Annotated in this window: 13 protein-coding genes; 6 read left to right on the plus strand and 7 right to left on the minus strand. The window is 61.9% G+C overall.

Going from position 1 to position 13,195, the window contains the following annotated elements; genetic code table 11:
• The first annotated feature begins 11 nt into the window (after nt 1–11).
• On the plus strand, nt 12–926 hold the full coding sequence (locus J0663_RS22240; protein ID WP_207244953.1) for an acetamidase/formamidase family protein: 915 nt from the start codon (nt 12–14) through the stop codon (nt 924–926).
• A 15-nt stretch (nt 927–941) separates the two neighbouring features.
• On the opposite strand, the gene J0663_RS22245 is transcribed toward J0663_RS22240, so the two are convergent.
• Both J0663_RS22245 and J0663_RS22250 read right to left on the minus strand, forming a co-directional pair.
• Nucleotides 942–1,844 carry a proline iminopeptidase-family hydrolase gene (locus J0663_RS22245; RefSeq protein ID WP_207244954.1) on the minus strand — a complete coding sequence of 301 codons (903 nt, stop codon included), beginning with the start codon at nt 1,842–1,844 and terminating at the stop codon, nt 942–944.
• 62 nt (nt 1,845–1,906) lie between these two features.
• Nucleotides 1,907–2,701, minus strand: a complete 795-nt coding sequence (locus tag J0663_RS22250; RefSeq protein ID WP_207244955.1) for a helix-turn-helix transcriptional regulator — start codon at nt 2,699–2,701, stop codon at nt 1,907–1,909.
• A 127-nt stretch (nt 2,702–2,828) separates the two neighbouring features.
• On the opposite strand from J0663_RS22250, the gene J0663_RS22255 reads away from it, so the two are divergent.
• The 5 genes from J0663_RS22255 to J0663_RS22275 are packed head-to-tail and all read left to right on the plus strand — an operon-like array spanning nt 2,829 to nt 8,787.
• Nucleotides 2,829–3,719, plus strand: coding sequence for a proline iminopeptidase-family hydrolase (locus J0663_RS22255; protein ID WP_207244956.1), 891 nt, complete (start codon nt 2,829–2,831; stop codon nt 3,717–3,719).
• Nucleotides 3,720–3,770: 51 nt separating this feature from the next.
• Nucleotides 3,771–4,709 (plus strand): ABC transporter permease, encoded by a 939-nt coding sequence (locus tag J0663_RS22260; protein WP_207244957.1) that lies wholly within the window; start codon nt 3,771–3,773, stop codon nt 4,707–4,709.
• Entirely contained in the window at nt 4,706–5,557 is an 852-nt protein-coding gene (locus tag J0663_RS22265) for an ABC transporter permease (RefSeq protein WP_207244958.1), read from the plus strand. The genes J0663_RS22260 and J0663_RS22265 overlap by 4 nt, the downstream gene beginning before the upstream one ends.
• A complete protein-coding gene (locus J0663_RS22270; RefSeq protein ID WP_207244959.1) occupies nt 5,554–7,254 on the plus strand; it encodes a dipeptide ABC transporter ATP-binding protein in 1,701 nt (566 codons plus the stop codon). Before J0663_RS22265 ends, J0663_RS22270 begins: the two co-directional genes overlap by 4 nt.
• A gap of 18 nt (nt 7,255–7,272) precedes the next feature.
• The gene (locus J0663_RS22275) at nt 7,273–8,787 is read left to right on the plus strand and encodes an ABC transporter substrate-binding protein (RefSeq protein ID WP_207244960.1); all 1,515 of its coding nucleotides are present in this window, start codon (nt 7,273–7,275) and stop codon (nt 8,785–8,787) included.
• Between the two features lie 83 nt (nt 8,788–8,870).
• Here J0663_RS22275 and yghU read toward each other — a convergent pair whose 3' ends face one another.
• The 5 genes from yghU to J0663_RS22300 all read right to left on the minus strand — a co-directional run bounded on the left by yghU (nt 8,871) and on the right by J0663_RS22300 (nt 13,175).
• Nucleotides 8,871–9,746 carry a glutathione-dependent disulfide-bond oxidoreductase gene (yghU, locus tag J0663_RS22280; RefSeq protein ID WP_207244961.1) on the minus strand — a complete coding sequence of 292 codons (876 nt, stop codon included), beginning with the start codon at nt 9,744–9,746 and terminating at the stop codon, nt 8,871–8,873.
• 166 nt (nt 9,747–9,912) lie between these two features.
• Complete coding sequence (locus tag J0663_RS22285) at nt 9,913–10,293, minus strand: cupin domain-containing protein (protein WP_207244962.1); 381 nt, start codon at nt 10,291–10,293, stop codon at nt 9,913–9,915.
• 16 nt (nt 10,294–10,309) lie between these two features.
• Complete coding sequence (locus J0663_RS22290; RefSeq protein ID WP_207244963.1) at nt 10,310–11,401, minus strand: Gfo/Idh/MocA family protein; 1,092 nt, start codon at nt 11,399–11,401, stop codon at nt 10,310–10,312.
• Nucleotides 11,402–11,403: 2 nt separating this feature from the next.
• Nucleotides 11,404–12,231, minus strand: a complete 828-nt coding sequence (locus J0663_RS22295) for a carbohydrate ABC transporter permease (RefSeq protein ID WP_207244964.1) — start codon at nt 12,229–12,231, stop codon at nt 11,404–11,406.
• Complete coding sequence (locus J0663_RS22300) at nt 12,228–13,175, minus strand: carbohydrate ABC transporter permease (protein WP_207244965.1); 948 nt, start codon at nt 13,173–13,175, stop codon at nt 12,228–12,230. Before J0663_RS22300 ends, J0663_RS22295 begins: the two co-directional genes overlap by 4 nt.
• Between the last annotated feature and the right edge of the window lie 20 nt (nt 13,176–13,195).

The raw sequence follows: 13,195 nt of genomic DNA on the forward strand, positions 1-13,195 counted from the left end.
AAGAGATTTTCATGACCACGCATCGTTTCATTCCGACGGTCTTCCATAATGTCATCGGTTCTCTACCGGCGGCGCTCCGTATTGCGAGTGGCGATACCGTGGTCACCGAGACGCTCGACGCGATCGGCTATGACAAGAACGGCATCAGGCAGGCATCTGGTCCGAACCCGATGAACGGCCCGATTTTCGTCGAGGGCGCCGAGCCCGGCGATGCGCTGAAGGTAGAGATCGTCAGCATGATCCCGACCAGGGGCACCGGTTTTACCCGAAGCATCGTTGCGGCCAATGTCATCGATCCGGAAACGGCTCGCGACCTGCCGCCGCGCGATATGGCGATCTGGGCGATCGACCGCGAAGCATTGACCGTCCGGCTGGCGGAGCCGGTCCCCGGCCTCGAAAATTTCGTCCTGCCGCTCGCGCCGATGATCGGCTGTTTCGGGGTTGCGCCGAGCCTCGGCCAAGCGATATCGACCGCGACCAGCGGCGAGTATGGCGGCAACATGGACTATCGCCTGTTCGGACCGGGAACCACGGTTTGTTTCCCCATATCGGCGCCAGGAGCCCTTTTCTTTTTGGGCGATTGCCATGCCGTACAGGGAGATGGCGAGATTGTCGGCACCGGCATCGAAACCAGTTTCGAGGTCACGGTGCGACTGACGGTCGAAAAGAGAGCTGGCCTCGTCTGGCCGCGCGGAGAAACTGCCGAAGACATCTTCACCATCGGCAATGCCCGGCCCCTCGATCAGGCGCTTCAGCATGCCACCAGTGAAATGCTGAACTGGCTGGCATCGGATTATGGGCTGGACAGGACGGCTGCAAGCCATCTGCTCGGCCAGGTAGTGCGATACGATGTCGGCAACGTCTTCGATCCGGCCTATACGATGGCTTGCCGGGTCGCCAAGAGATGGCTGGCCGGCCGATCATGACGGACCGTCCACGCTTCAGTCGTGCCGCGACAGGAAGCGGGAAACGGTCGCCATGCAAAGCTGCCTTTCCTCGACATGCGGCATATGGCTGGAATTTTCGAAGAGCACCCACTCGCAGCCGGGGACGCGATCGAGATAGGGCCTCACGACCAGGGGCGTTGCCTCGTCATATTTGCCCGAGATCAGCAACGTCGGTGCGTCGATGCGGTCGAGCCGGTCTTCGATCGTCCAATCCTTCATCGTGCCGATGACGTGGAATTCAGTCGGACCGTTCATGTTGCGATAGACGGTGTTGTCTTCGTCCATGATGGCGAAGGTGCGCGCCACTTCCGCTGGCCATGGCGTCACCCGGCAGACATGGCGATCATAGAAGACGCGAGAGGCGGCGACATAGTCCGGATCGGTGAGGCTTCCCGCCTGTTCGTGCTTCAGCAGCGTGTCCTGCACCTCTTTCGGCAGTTCCTGCCGCAGCCGATTGGCTTCCGCAACCCAGGTGTGCATGTTGGCTGGCGAGTTGGCAATGACAAGAGCCTTCAGTCCCTGCGGCCGGCGCACCGCATGTTCGGCGCCGAGCATGCCGCCCCAGGACTGACCGAGGAAGGCGTAACGTTCCTGGATGCCGAGATGGGCCAGCAGTGCGTCCAACTCCTCGAGGAAGAGACCGACCGTCCAGAAATCCGGGCCCTTCTCAGGAAGGCGGGTGGAATTGCCGTTGCCGAGCTGGTCGTAGTGGATGACGGGGCGGCCGTCGAGGGCGGCGATATCCTTGAAGGAATCGACGTAGTCATGCGTGCAGCCCGGCCCTCCATGGGCGACGACGAGCGGCAGCTTGTCACTCTGGAGAGAACCGGTGATGCGGTACCAGGTGCGGTAGTCGCGAAAGGGCAGATAGGCTTCACTTGTTGCGACTTCGGCCACCGGCGTCTCCATTCCTCGGAAGTTTGGAAACCATAACGTGGCGTCAGCGGCGAAGGCAGCTATCACAAGTTATAGGGTGGCAATGACCGGCCACGCTCGTCGAGCAGTCGGTAATGGGTCGCGCGCACGACGGCCTGCGTACGGTTGCGGGCGCCGAGTTTCTTGGCGGCGGCGTTGAGATGCATGACCACGGTCGGCACGGAGCGGCCGATGATCCGCGAGATTTCCTTGGCGGAGTAGCCTTCGGCGGAATGGCGAAGGCACTCGCGTTCCCGCTCTGTCAGGCGGATAGTGCCGACGGTGCGCGCCTTGATGTCGAAAAGCGAATAGGCCGTCTCATGAAAGACATGGGCAAGCAGGTTGAAGTCGGCGATATAACGCAGCGCATGCCGTTCGAAATCGCCGTCCCCGCTGAAGCGGATGCCGGTGACCGTCGCATAGTCGCCGCCCGGCATATGGACCGGCACGGTGACGCCGGTCGACATGTCGCGTTCGCGCAGATAGCGCGTCACCGGCGCGGTGTCGTCGCTCATGAAGCGGTTGATCAGCGTGTCGGCATTCGTGTCGTAATTCCAGAAGAACGGTGCAGTACTGCGCAACGCCACCTGCTGGACCGGGTCGATGCGAAAATAGCCGCGGTTAAACCAATAGTCGTGCATGTCGTCGGAGATGTTCCGGAGCTTCAGCAACGACGGGAACATGATCGCGCCATCGAGATCGTAGGGCACCGGCGTATAATCGTAGATCAGCGCCTCGAAGCCCAACTGCTTCATCGCCTCGAAGGCCTGGTCAATCCGCCCGTCCAGCGTTTCATGTGCCGTAAACTGCCGTCTGATCATTCCGATGTCGTCAAGCATAAGCAGTTCCCCGGTTCGGTGTGCGCCCTACCCTATCACTTCTTATAGCTGGCATAGAACGCGATTTCCGGTAAAAAATTAACCATGCCCAAATATTGAGCAAGGGAAATTTCTGCTGGAGCAATCAATGTGGCGTGAAATGCAGCCGGACGCGCGATTTGAGATCGATGTGGATGGCTATCGCGTCGTCGCCTATAGCTTTGGGTCCGGCGACGAGACGGTGTTCTGCCTGAATGGCGGTCCCGGCCTGCCTTGTGATTACTTGCGCGAGGCGCACTCCTGCCTGATCGACAAAGGCTACCGCGTCGTCGCCTTCGACCAGCTCGGCACCGGCGCGTCCGACCGGCCGGACGATCTCTCGCTCTGGACGATCGGCCGCTACGTCGAAGAGACCGAAACCGTGCGCAAGAAGCTGGGCCTCGGCAAGGTCCATATGCTCGGCCATTCCTGGGGAGGGTGGCTGGCGATAGACTATGCTCTGACCTATCCCGAAAACCTCAAGACGCTGATCCTCGAAGATACCGTCGCCGACATGCCGCATCTGGTCTCGGAGCTGGAACGGCTGCGCGCAGCACTCGGTCCGGAAACAGTGTCGATGATGCAGAAGCATGAGGCGCAGGGAACCTACGATCATCCGGAATACCTCGCTGCGGTCACCATCCTCAACTACCGCCATGTCTGCCGGCTGGCGGAATGGCCGGCGCCGGTGCGCCGTTCGCTCGACGACTGGAATATGGCGCCCTATGCGACGATGCAGGGCCCGAACGAATTTCTCTACATCGGCAACCTCAAGGACTGGAACCGCATCCCGGACCTGCCGCGGCTGACGCTGCCCGTGCTGATCACGACGGGAGAGCATGACGAGCTGACGCCGGCCTGCGCGCTCAGGATGAAGCTCGCGCTGCCGAATGCCGAGCTCCGGGTATTTGCCAATGCCAGTCACATGCCTTTCTATGAGAACCCGCAGGATTATTACCCGGCGCTTCTCGATTTCCTCGCTCGGCAGAAGGCGGCGTGATGCAAGGGGAAGCGGCTCAAACCGGACGAAGATACAGGGGCGGCCGCCGTCATGCATCGCTATAAATTCGTTCTCACGCGACCGCTGCAGTTCCTGCCCGTCATTATCGGCATCAGCGTCATCACCTTCATCCTGGTCCGTCTGATCCCCGGCGATCCCGCACGCAACATCCTCGGCACGCGGGCGACGCCGGATGCGCTTGCGAACATCCGCGCCCAATACGGGCTCGACCAGCCGATGTGGCTGCAATATGTCTATTTCCTCAAGAACCTCGCCAATGGCGAGATGGGCAAGTCGATCCTCTACAAGATCGACGTGCTGAAACTCATCGCGACACGCATCGAGCCGACGCTCGCGCTCGTGGCCGCCAGCGTCGTGCTCTCGGTCCTGATCGCGGTGCCGATGGCGGCGATCGCCGCACGCAACGCAGGCCGCGCGCCGGACCATGCGGTCCGCATCATCTCGACTTTCGGCATCGGTTTTCCGCCTTTCTGGCTGGGGCTGATGCTGATCATCCTCTTCAGCGTCGAACTCGGCGTGCTGCCGGTTTCGGGCTACGGCGCGACCATCGGCGAAAAGCTTTCACATCTGGTGCTGCCGAGCCTGACGGTGGCGCTGTCGCTCTCGACCGTTTTGACGCGCAGCCTGCGGGCGGCAATGATCGAGGCGCTGAAATCGGATGTCGCGACGGCGGCGCGCGCCCGCGGTATGCCCGAGAGCATCGTCTTCTGGCGGCATGTGCTGCCGAATTCGCTGATGCCGACGATCAACCTGCTCGCCGTCAACATCGGCTGGCTGATCGGCGGCACGGTGGTGGTCGAGAGCGTCTTTGCGCTGCCCGGCATGGGGCAGCTCCTCGTCAGGGCGATCTTCTCGCGCGACTATATGGTGGTGCAAGGCGTCGCCATGGTCTTTGCCTGCGCCACGGTGCTCATCAACTTCGTCGCCGACATCGTCACCGTCGCCGTCGATCCGAGGGTGAAGCTATGAGCGTCGAGGCGACCGCAACCGCGTCTCCCCGCCGGCGCCGTTTCCTCGGCCGGCGGCCGATGCTTGCCGTCGGCGCCGGCGTGCTGCTGTTCTTCATCCTGTTGGCGGTCGCATCACCTCTTGTCGCGCCCTATGATCCGATCATGCAGGATGCCGCAGTGCGCTTGCAGGCGCCGTCGCTGCTGCACCCTTTCGGCACCGACAATTTCGGCCGTGACATCCTTTCCCGCGTCATCTGGGGTGCGCGCGTCGACCTGCAGATGGCGCTGATCGGCGTCGTCTTCCCCTTCCTCATCGGCACGACGGTCGGCACGATCGCCGGCTTTTTCGGCGGGATCGTCGATGCGCTGTTCATGCGCCTGGTCGATATCATCCTCGCCTTCCCCTTCCTCGTGTTGATGCTGTCGATCATCGCGATCCTTGGACCGGGCCTCGGCAGCTTCTACATCGCCATGGCGCTGGTCGGCTGGGTCTCCTATGCCAGGCTGATCCGGGCGCAGATGCTGGTGCTGAAAAGCAGCGACTATGCCGTCGCCGCCGTCAGCCTCGGCTTCAGTCGTTCGCGCATCATGTTCCGGCACCTGCTGCCGAATGCCATCGCCGGCTCGATCGTCTTTTCCATGTCCGATGCGACGCTGGTGCTGCTCAGTGGTGCGGCCGTCAGCTATCTCGGCCTCGGCGTCCAGCCGCCGATCGCCGAATGGGGCGTCATGGTCGCGGAAGGACAGGGCTTCATCACCACGGCCTGGTGGATCACGCTGTTTCCCGGCCTCTCCATCGTCTGCCTCGCCTTCGGCTTCAGCATGCTGGGTGATGCGCTCGGTGAACTGCTGGGGGTGCATGAATGAGCGGCTCCGTACTGTCAGTCCGTGATCTCACCGTCAGGGCACATGTCGATTCCGGCCCGCGCACGCTTCTTGATGCCGTCTCGCTCGATCTCGGCAAGGGCGAGATCCTCGGCCTCGTCGGCGAAAGCGGCTCGGGCAAGAGCCTGTTCTGCCGTTCTCTGGTGCGCCTGCTGCCCTCTTCGCTGCTGAAGATCGAAAGCGGGAGCGTGCTGCTCCAAGGGCGCGACCTCATGCGGATCGACGATCGCGAGATGCTGAAGGTGCGCGGCGGAGAGATCGGCATGATCTTTCAGAACCCAACCAGCCATCTCGACCCCGTGATGCGGATCGGCGATCAGATCGCCGAGGGCATTCGCTATCATCAGGGCCTCGGCGCCCGCCAAGCTCGCTCCGCGGCGACGGACATCCTCGCCCAGGTCGGCTTTCCCGATCCCGCCCGCCAGTACGACAGCTATCCGCACGAATTTTCCGGCGGCATGCGGCAACGGGCGATGATCGGTGTCGCTCTGTCCTGCAATCCGAAGATCCTGATCGCCGACGAGCCGACGACGGCGCTCGACGTCACCATCCAGGCGCAGATCCTGCGGCTGCTGATCGACATTCGCGACCGGCGCGGCTTGTCGATCATTCTCATCACGCACGATCTCGGTATCGTCGCCCAGACCTGCGACCGCATCGCCGTAATGCGCGGCGGCAAGCTTGTCGAAGAAGGGCTGAAACGGACGATCCTCGCGCGGCCGCAGCATCCTTACACGATCAACCTGATCGACAGCCACCCCTCCATGTCAGGCGAGATGGCCGCGCCGTTGGCCGAGCTTGCTGAGGCCCGCCGGTCGAGCAGGGCATTGCTCGAAATCGACGATCTCCAAGTCCAATTCACAGCGGGCCGCAGTTTGCTCCCCGGCAGTGCCAAGACGGTCAGCGCCGTTGCCGGCGTCAGCCTGAGGATCATGCCGGGCGAAACGGTCGGCATCGTCGGCGAATCCGGCAGCGGCAAGAGTACGCTTGCCCGCGCCGTGCTCGGCCTGACGCCGCTTTCTGCCGGCCACGTCACCTTCGACGGCATCGACCTGGCGCAGCAGCGGAGCGCGGGCCTGGCAAAACTCAGGCGCGAAACTGCGATGGTGTTCCAGGATCCCTACAATGCGCTGAACCCGCGGCTGACGATCGGGCGGATGCTTTCCGAGGTGCTGAAGGTCCAAGGTAAGGTCGCCACGCCCGACATTCCGGCGCGCATCGGCGAGTTGCTCGATCTCGTCGGCCTCGAGCGCGAATTCGCCGAGCGCAAGCCGCGCAGCATGAGCGGCGGCCAGTGCCAGCGCGCCGGCATTGCCCGCGCGCTCGCCGTCGAGCCGAAGCTGATCATCGCCGACGAATGCGTGGCCGCCCTCGACGTCACCATCCAGGCGCAGATCATCGAGCTATTCCGCCAACTCACCGCGAAGATGAACCTCACGCTGATCTTCATCGCCCACGACCTCGCGATCGTACGCAATCTCTGCGACCGCGTCGTCGTGATGTATCGCGGCGAGATCGTCGAGGAGGGCCGCTCCGAGGAAGTCTTCACGCGGCCGAAGCACGCCTATACCGCGGCGCTGATCGCCGCCATTCCCGACATCGATCCCGACAGGCCGCTACTGCAAGGCACCGGCCGTGGGGACGAACCGCAATCCATGTCGATCAAACGCATGCCATAACAAAGAAGGGAACGACTGATGACAAACAGGTGGAAATCAATCGGGCTTGCCGCCATGCTCGCAGCCCTGACGCTGAGCGCGAGCTATGCCGAGGCCGCCGGCGTGCTCACCATCGGACGCCGCGAGGATTCGACGACATTCGATCCGATCAAGACGGCCCAGAACATCGACAACTGGGTGTTCTCCAACGTCTACGACGTGCTGATCCGCGTCGACAAGACAGGCACGAAGCTCGAGCCCGGCCTTGCCGAAAGCTGGACCGTTTCGGATGACGGGCTGACCTATACGCTCAAGATCCGCGACACGAAATTCTCCGATGGTTCGCCGCTGACGGCGGAAGACGCGGCGTTCAGCCTGCTGCGCATCCGCGACGACCCTGCCTCGCTCTGGAGCGATTCCTACAAGGTAATCGACACGGCGGTCGCGACCGACGCACATACGCTGACGATCAAACTCAAGAACCCGTCCGCGCCCTTCCTCTCGACGCTTGCGCTGCCCAATGCCTCCGTCATCTCCAAGAAGGGCATGGAATCGCTAGGGGCCGAGGCCTATGGCGAGAAACCGATCGCATCCGGCGCCTTCGTGGTCGACGAATGGCGGCGCGGCGACCGCGTCATCCTCAAGAAGAACCCGAATTTCTGGGAAGCCGACCGCGCCAAGCTCGATGGTGTCGAGTGGATCTCGGTGCCCGATGACAACACCCGCATGCTGAATGTTCAGGCCGGCGAACTCGATGCCGCGATTTTCGTGCCCTTCTCCCGCGTCGAGGAGCTGAAGAAGGATCCCAACCTCAACGTCGACATCGATGCCTCGACACGCGAGGATCACCTGCTGATCAACCATGCGCATGGCGCGCTCGGCAAGAAGGAAGTCCGCCAGGCCTTGGACCTTGCGATCGACAAGAAGGCGATCGTCGACACCGTCACCTTCGGCCAGGGCACGGTCGCCAATTCCTACATCCCGAAGGGTGCGCTCTATTATTACGCCGACAACCTGCAGCGGCCCTATGATCCCGCGAAAGCCAAGGAGATGCTGGCGGCTGCCGGAGCCTCCGACCTGACCCTGAATTACGTGGTGCGTGCCGGCGACGAAGTTGACGAGCAGACGGCTGTCTTGGTCCAGCAGCAGCTGCAGAAGGCCGGCATTACCGCCAATCTGCAGAAGGTCGACCCCAGCCAGGAATGGGATATGCTCGTTGCCGGCGACTATGACATTTCGGTCAACTACTGGACCAACGACATTCTCGACCCGGACCAGAAGACCACTTTCGTCCTCGGCCACGATTCCAACAACAACTATTTGACCAACTATAAGAACGAGGCGGTGAAGGAACTGGTCGCCAAGGCCCGTCTCGAGCTCGACCCGAAGAAGCGCGAAGAGATGTATGTAAATCTGCAGAGGATGGCCAAGGACGACGTCAACTGGATCGACCTCTATTACAGCCCTTACATCAACGTCTCGCGCAAGAGTATCGAGAACTTCCACCAGAACCCGCTCGGCCGTTTCTTCCTGGAAGACACGGTCAAGAACTGAGTTCGCGCAGCATGCAAATGCTCCGCCGCCCTTGCGGCGACGGAGCCTCATTCATTGCTGCGACAGGTGACTGACCGGCTTGATTACTCGGCGGCCGCAAGCTTGTCCTGCGTTCTGGTTTCAAAGTCGCTGGCGTCGTGACGCTCGTGCAACTGGGTCGACGGGTCGCCGGAGAGGCGGTTGACCATGCGGCCGCGCTGCACGGCGGGCCGGCTGTAGATCGTGTCGGCCCAGCGCAGCACGTTCTTATAGTCCTCGACCTGCAGGAATTCGGCAGCCCCGTAGCTCCAGCCCTTCACCAGGCCGCCGTACCATGGCCAGATGGCAATATCGGCGATCGTATATTGGCTGCCTGCCACATATTCGCTTTCGGCAAGCCGGCGATCGAGCACGTCGAGCTGACGTTTCACTTCCATAGCGAAGCGGTCGATCGCATATTCGATCTTCGTCGGCGCATAGGCGTAGAAATGGCCGAAACCGCCGCCGAGATAGGGAGCGCTGCCCATCTGCCAGAACAGCCATGAGAGGCATTCGGCACGCTCGCTCGGTTCTGTCGGTAGGAAGGCGCCGAACTTTTCGGCGAGATAGGTAAGGATGGCGCCGGATTCGAAAACGCGGATCGGCTTCGGACCACTACGATCCATCAGCGCCGGGATCTTCGAATTGGGGTTGACCTTCACGAAACCGCTGCCGAACTGGTCGCCGTCACCGATCCTGATCAGCCATGCGTCATACTCGGCGCCGCTATGGCCAAGGGCCAGCAGCTCCTCGAGCATGATCGTGACCTTCTGTCCGTTCGGCGTACCGAGCGAATAGAGCTGCAGCGGGTGGCGGCCGACCGGAAGTTCCTTCTCATGCGTCGGTCCCGCGATCGGGCGATTGATGTTGGCGAATTGGCCGCCATTCGCCTTGTTCCAGGTCCAGACTTTCGGGGGGGTATAGTCGGGAGAACCGCTCATCTTTTAAAACTCCTGGGATTGGTCGGATGGAGTGCGGCGCAGGTTGGGTTGCCGCATTTTTCCTGACATAGCAGAGGCGACGAGCTTTTGTCACAGGTGTTGGCGCGGTTTCACGCAATCGTCAGAGCCTTGGCAAAGTTCATGATATCCCTCTCGAACGCAGCGTTCAGGCTGCGCCCTCGCCTTCATGATTGACTGCCGTCCTTGTGCCGGAGGAGAAGATGATCAGGGCAAAGAGCGGTTCGGTTCCGAGGGCGCGCGCCCAATGACGGACATTGCGGGGGATGCGGATGGCGTCGCCAGCTTTCAGCCGGTACAGGACATCGCCGAGCTTATGTTCGCAACTGCCGGAAACGACATAGAGGATCTCCTCACAGTCGGGATGTGAGTGCAGCTGGTTGCGCTCGCCGGGATTGATGCGGCAGGTGCCGAAGGTCATCTCGGCGCCGGGCGTACCGTCGCCGGTGATTTTCCAGTTGAGCTCGCCCCAGGAGGTCGGCATGAATTCGCCGCCGGCTTTCCGGAAAATGACATCGCTGTCGGTCAAGGCTGTCCCTCCCCTATCAGAGATTGGTGGTGACGCCGGCATCCGTGCGTCTGTAGAATTCGAAGAGCTTCATGATCTCGCGGGCGATTTCGAGCGTGCCCCTCGTGATCGGCGTACCCGCAAGGATCGCGTCGGTCAGGTGCAGGATTTCGGGCACATAGCCGAGATAGAAGAGGTTGTTGTTGTAGAGCTGGCCGAGCGAATGTTCGGGCTCATAGAACAGCGCCGCATTCTCGTCCGGCTGGATGAAGCTTGCGGCGCGGCCGTAGGACGGAAGATCGGCCTTGCGGAAATAAGTCAGTCGGCTGCCGTTCTCGACGATGGCATTGGCGCCCTCGCCGATGATCTCGACCCGCTCGAAGATGCTGCCGCCCGATTGGCCGGCGGCAAAATGCAGCGTGCCGATCGCGCCGGAGCGGAAGCGCAGGCTGGTGACGCTCGCGCCCGTCAGCGGCTCCCATTCATAGCCCGCGCGCTCGATCTCCCCGCCGAGGAAATTGAGGATCGCCCCCGGATGGTAGATATGGTCGAGGAAGCTCTGCATCTTGACGAGATCGGCGCGCTCTTCCGGCTTCGGCAGGCTCTGGGGATAGCGGACGTTGATCGAGGTCAGCCTGCCGAAACCGGGGGAACCGATCAAATCCCTAAGTTTCTCGATTGTGGGGAAAAAAGTCTTCTTGAGTCCGGTCATCACCATGCGGCCGGCCGCCGCACTTGCCGCCTGCAGCCTTTCGATGTCCTCGATGCTTGCTGCCGTCGGTTTCTCCATCCAGACGTGGGCGCCTGCTGCAAGCGCGTCGAGCGCCAGATCGGTCGCCTGCACCCGGCCATCGGGATGATAGGCGGTGACGAGAAAGACCAGTTCCGGCTTTTCCCGTTCCAGCATCTCGCGGTGATCGGTATAGGCTTTGCCGGCGCCGAAGAGCTTGGCGAATTTCTCGGCGCGGGCGAGATCGAGATCGCAGATACCGGCGAGTTCGACCGGCGCATAACGCAGCGCCGGATAGACGTTGCGATAGGCATGGCCGCCGGCGCCGATGAAGCATGCCTTGATGCGGTGATCGAATTCGAAATTGTAGCGGATTTCCCGCTGGACATGATGTGACATGGTCAGCCCTTGATTGCTCCCTGCGTCAGCCCCTCGGTGAAGCGGCGCTGCATCAGGATGTAGAGAAGAATGATCGGCAGGAACGAAATGACGGTGCCCGAAAAGACCAGGCGGTAGTCGGAGGCATAGGTGCTGGCGAAACGGACCAGCCCGAGCGGCAGTGTCTGGACCTCGGGGCTGATCAGCACGATCAGCGGCAGGAAGAAGTCGTTCCAGGTGGAGAGCGCGCTGATGATGACGAGCGCCTGCACCGCCGGCGTCGAGATCGGCAGAAAGACCTTGGTGAGGATCTGGAAATGCGAGGCGCCGTCGATCTTGGCGGCCTCGATCAGATCGTCCGGCACGCCGATGAAGAAGCTCCGCATCAGGAAAATGCCGAAGGGAATACCGTTGCTGACCTGCACCAGCACGATACCAGCAAGCGTGTTGACGAGGTTCAGTCCGAAGAGCACCTGGTAGAGCGGGATGACGATCGCCTGGACCGGCACGGTGAGCCCGAGGATGAAGGCATAGAACAGCCACTCCCGGCCGGGAAAGCGGATCTTGGCGAGGGCATAACCGGCCGGCGCGCAGGTGATGAGCGACAGGAGGACGACGCCGACGAGATTGATCAGGCTGTTGCCGACGAGCTCGCCGAACCCGCCGATTTGCCAGGCATCGAGATAATTCCGCCACATCAGGTCGGCGGGCCAGGTGAAGGGATCAGCCCGGCCGATCTCGGCCTCGGTCTTGAAGCTCGAAATCACCAGCCAGACGAAGGGGGCAAGGATCAGGATCAAGACCGGCGTCAGCGCCAGCACCACCGGCCATTCGCGGTTGCGTACACTCATTGGGACAGCCTCGCGCGCCAGCGGTTGAAGACGATGGTGATGACGATCGCAAGCAGGCTGAGCAGGATGCAGAGCACGGCCGCAAGCCCGTGATCCTGGGACTGGAAGGCAAGCCGATAAATATAGGTCGTGATCAGTTCACTCTGATAGAACGGCCCGCCATTGGTCATGACGAAGACTGTGGCAAAGCCCTTGAGGCCGTTGATCATCGCCAGCGAGATGACGAAGGTCATGACCTCGCGAAGTCCCGGCAGGGTCACATAGATCAGCTTCTGGAAAGCGTTGGCGCCATCCACTTCGGCTGCGTCATAGAGCGAGTGATCGATATTCTGCAGGCCGGCGATGAAGAGCAGCATGTAAAGGCCGAAGCCCTGCCAAGAGCTTGCGACGTTGACGGAGAACAGCACCAGAGCGGGATCCGAAAGCCAGCCTTGCGTGAAGGCGCCGAGCCCGATCTGCGTCAGGGCCGTGTTCAGCAGGCCGAAAAACGGATCGTAGATGTTGGCCCAGATGACGCCGACCACGGCGAGCGAGACCAGATGCGGCAGGAAGAAAGCGGTGCGGAAGAAGACCTGCGTGATCCTCAGCCTGCTGACCGCAAGCGCCAGCAGAAGACCGAGCCCGCCTGCCATCACCACATGATAGGCCAGCCAGGCGAAGGTATGAACGAGGCTCTTCCAGACGATCGGATCCTGCGCCGCCTTGGCGTAATTGCCGACGCCGACGAAACTCGCCGAGGTGTTGAAGCCAGCGGAGCTGTTGAAGCTCAGCCAGAAGGTCGCAGCAATCGGCAGCAGCGTGAAGACGGCGTAGAGCGCGAGCGCCGGCGCCACCAGCCAGAATGCGGTGCGGGCATCGTCATTGGGCGAGCCCTCAGGTAAGGCAGCGCCGGCCGCCCGGCCTTTGGACATGCGGGCAGACAGGCCGCCCGTATGTCCCGCCACGGCAGACGCATCCCTGAGAG

This window comes from Rhizobium lentis, assembly GCF_017352135.1.
Classification (GTDB): domain Bacteria; phylum Pseudomonadota; class Alphaproteobacteria; order Rhizobiales; family Rhizobiaceae; genus Rhizobium; species Rhizobium lentis.

Coding starts and splice junctions, on each gene's coding strand:
- yghU (WP_207244961.1), bottom strand. CDS start 9,746: ATGAGCGGTTCTCCCGACTATACCCCCCCGAAAGTCTGGACCTGGAAC.
- J0663_RS22275 (WP_207244960.1), top strand. CDS start 7,273: ATGACAAACAGGTGGAAATCAATCGGGCTTGCCGCCATGCTCGCAGCC.
- J0663_RS22270 (WP_207244959.1), top strand. CDS start 5,554: ATGAGCGGCTCCGTACTGTCAGTCCGTGATCTCACCGTCAGGGCACAT.
- J0663_RS22290 (WP_207244963.1), bottom strand. CDS start 11,401: ATGTCACATCATGTCCAGCGGGAAATCCGCTACAATTTCGAATTCGAT.
- J0663_RS22295 (WP_207244964.1), bottom strand. CDS start 12,231: ATGAGTGTACGCAACCGCGAATGGCCGGTGGTGCTGGCGCTGACGCCG.
- J0663_RS22260 (WP_207244957.1), top strand. CDS start 3,771: ATGCATCGCTATAAATTCGTTCTCACGCGACCGCTGCAGTTCCTGCCC.
- J0663_RS22250 (WP_207244955.1), bottom strand. CDS start 2,701: ATGCTTGACGACATCGGAATGATCAGACGGCAGTTTACGGCACATGAA.
- J0663_RS22255 (WP_207244956.1), top strand. CDS start 2,829: ATGTGGCGTGAAATGCAGCCGGACGCGCGATTTGAGATCGATGTGGAT.
- J0663_RS22240 (WP_207244953.1), top strand. CDS start 12: ATGACCACGCATCGTTTCATTCCGACGGTCTTCCATAATGTCATCGGT.
- J0663_RS22265 (WP_207244958.1), top strand. CDS start 4,706: ATGAGCGTCGAGGCGACCGCAACCGCGTCTCCCCGCCGGCGCCGTTTC.